Here is a 2588-nt window from a genome sequence, read left to right on the forward strand (position 1 = left end):
GGGCCTCCTCACCACGGCCCGCGCCCTCGCCGAACGCGCGGCCGCGCTCAGCCCCGACCCCCGTCACCAGTCCCGCCTGCTCGCCCTCGCCGCCGCCTGCGCCTGGCACTCCGGCGACGGCGACCGCGCCCGCCGTCTGACCGCCGCCGGCAACGAGGAGGCCCTGAGCGGCCTCCTCGCCCTGCGGGCGGGCAACGCGTCCGAGGCGTTCGACGCGTTGCTGGGAGCGGCGGTCCGACGGGCATCCGAGGCAGGCGCGACCACGGACGACCCCCCGCAAGCCAAGCCCGACAGGACCGAAGTCCCGGACGCACGGGGCGAGTCGAGCCGTACGCCACCGGTGCCGCCGGCGCGTGGCGGGCAGGGTCATGGGGCGCGGACCTCGCAGGCATCGACCCTCCTGCCGTCGACCGTTGCCCACGCCCCGGACATGCCCGTTCGCGTCGCCGACACGCCTGCCGCGGGCACCGCAGCCGTGCGTGGGGGGCGGGAGTGTGGGGTGGGGGCCTCGCAGGTGTCGACCGGTCTGGCGTCGACCGCTGCGGAGGCTGCCGACCTCCCGGCTCACGCGGCCGTTGCCCCGGCTCCTGCCGCAGGCTCCACCGCCGCACACGCCGCTGACCTTCCGACTGACGCCGCCGTTACCCCGGTGCCTGGCGCGGGCACCGCAGCCCTGCCCGCCGCACCCATGGCCGGCCCCACGGCAGGCGCCCGCGCCCTCGTCGCCGCGCACTCCTTCGCCTCCGACCCGGCCGCCCGTCTTCTCGCACGCGCCACCGAAGCCGCCATCTACACCGGCGACCTGCGCCGGTGCCGGGAGGCGGCCCGGGTCGCCGATCGGTGGGGGATCGTGGCCCCCGGCACGCTCGGGGCGCTCGCCGCAGCGTTCGACGGGCGGTACGAGGATGCGCGGGACCTGCTGAAGGCGGCGGCCGGGCGGTGCGGTCCCGGAGGGGATCCCACCCTGCTGATGCACGCCGGTATCGCCGCGCTGCTGCTCGGCGACCACACCGGCGCCGCCACCGCCACCCTCCGCGCGGCCGCCTCGGCCCGGGCTCGGGGCGCGACGGCCACCGTCGTGCAGGCGATGGAGTTCCGGGCGTACGCCGACTTCTGGACGGGGCGCCCCCGCGCCGGGGAAGCCGCCGCGACGGAAGCGCTGGGGCAGGCGTACGCCACCGGCCAGGACAACGGCGCGTGCCATCTGCAGGCCGCGCTGGCCATGTTCGCGGCGATCACCGGCGACGCGGACGTCTGCCGCGAACGCGCCGCCGTCGCACGGTCGTACGCCCTCGCCCGCGGCCTCGGCCTGCCCGCCGCCCTCGCCCAGTGGGCGCTGGCCTACCTCGACCTCAGCAGTGGCCGCTTCGCCGCGGCGGCGGCCCGGCTGCGTGCCCTGGCCGGGTTCGGGCCCGGCCACGGCCACCGTGCCATCCGGCACCTGGCCACCCCGCACTACGTGGAGGCCGCCGTCCGCACCGGCGACACCCGGGTGGCCCGGGCCGCCCACGCGGACTACCACCGCTGGGCGAGCGCCGTGCTCAGCCCCGACGACCTGGCCCTCAGCGCCCGGTGCCGTGCCCTGCTGGTGCCGGGCGAGGAGGCCGTGCAGCACTACCGCGAGGCTGTGGACCTGCACTCCCGCGGCACCCGGGACTTCGAACGCGCCCGCACGGAGCTGCTGTTCGGCAGCGCGCTGCGCCGGCTGCGTCGCCGTACGGAGGCGCGCGACCGCCTCCACAGCGCCCTGGAGGCGTTCGACGCCTTCGGCGCGCCGCACTGCGCGGCCCAGGCCCGCACCGAGCTCCGCGCCCTGGGCGCGCCGACGCCACCCGCACCCACCGCCCCGGACGGCCTCACCACCCGCCTGACCGCCCAGCAGCTCCGGGTCGCCCGGATGGCCGCCGAGGGCGCCACCAACCGCGAGATCGCCGACCGCCTCGCGCTCAGCCCCCGCACGATCGACCACCACCTGCGGGGAGTCTTCACCCGACTGGACATCCGCTCCCGGATCGAACTGGTGAGGCTCCTCGGTGAGGTCGGCGAAGTCGGCGGCTAGGGAGCCTCCCGTTCGCGGAACGCCTGCGCGTCCCACGTCCCGTCGAGCCGCGGCGCCAGCCAGGTCGGCGCGGCGGTGCGGAAGGCGGCGGGAGCGAGGCTCCCGGCCCCTGCGGGCAGGGCCCCCAGCAGCGCCGCGCCGGACACGTCGGGCAGGTCGGCCAGGTTGCAACGCGACGCGAGGTCGGGTGCGTCGGGCCAGCTGCCGATCACGACACCCGCGAGGTCGAGCCCGCGGTTGCGCAGTTCACGGGCCGTCAACTCCGTGGTGTTCAGCGTGCCCAGACCCGCGGACGCCACCAGCAGCACCGGCGCGGCCAGCAGCCCGGCCGCGTCCGCCAGCGTCCCGCCCGCCGCGTCGAACCGGACGAGCAGTCCGCCCGCCCCCTCGACCAGCACCAGGTCGTGCTCGGTGGCCAGCTTGGCGGCTGCCTCGGCGACCTCGTGCGGACGCACCGGCGCCCGCCCGGCCCGCCGCGCCGCCGTGGCCGGCGCCAACGGCTCGGGGTACCGGGCGACTTCGTCGGCCC

2 protein-coding genes are annotated in these 2588 nt (G+C 77.9%); one reads left to right on the forward strand and one right to left on the reverse strand.

Annotation, left to right across the window (positions count from 1 at the left end; all coding sequences use genetic code 11):
• Nucleotides 1-2059, forward strand: a 2059-nt coding sequence (locus ACWBNA_RS47700) for a LuxR C-terminal-related transcriptional regulator (RefSeq protein ID WP_482710860.1), incomplete at its 5' end; no start/stop codon positions are given.
• Here the strand turns inward: ACWBNA_RS47700 and bioD are convergent.
• Nucleotides 2056-2588 (reverse strand): ATP-dependent dethiobiotin synthetase BioD (gene bioD / locus ACWBNA_RS47705; protein ID WP_482710861.1); only part of this gene is annotated, 533 nt, incomplete at its 5' end. The genes ACWBNA_RS47700 and bioD overlap by 4 nt on opposite strands.

It is taken from the genome of Streptomyces sp. Q2 (assembly GCF_056820935.1).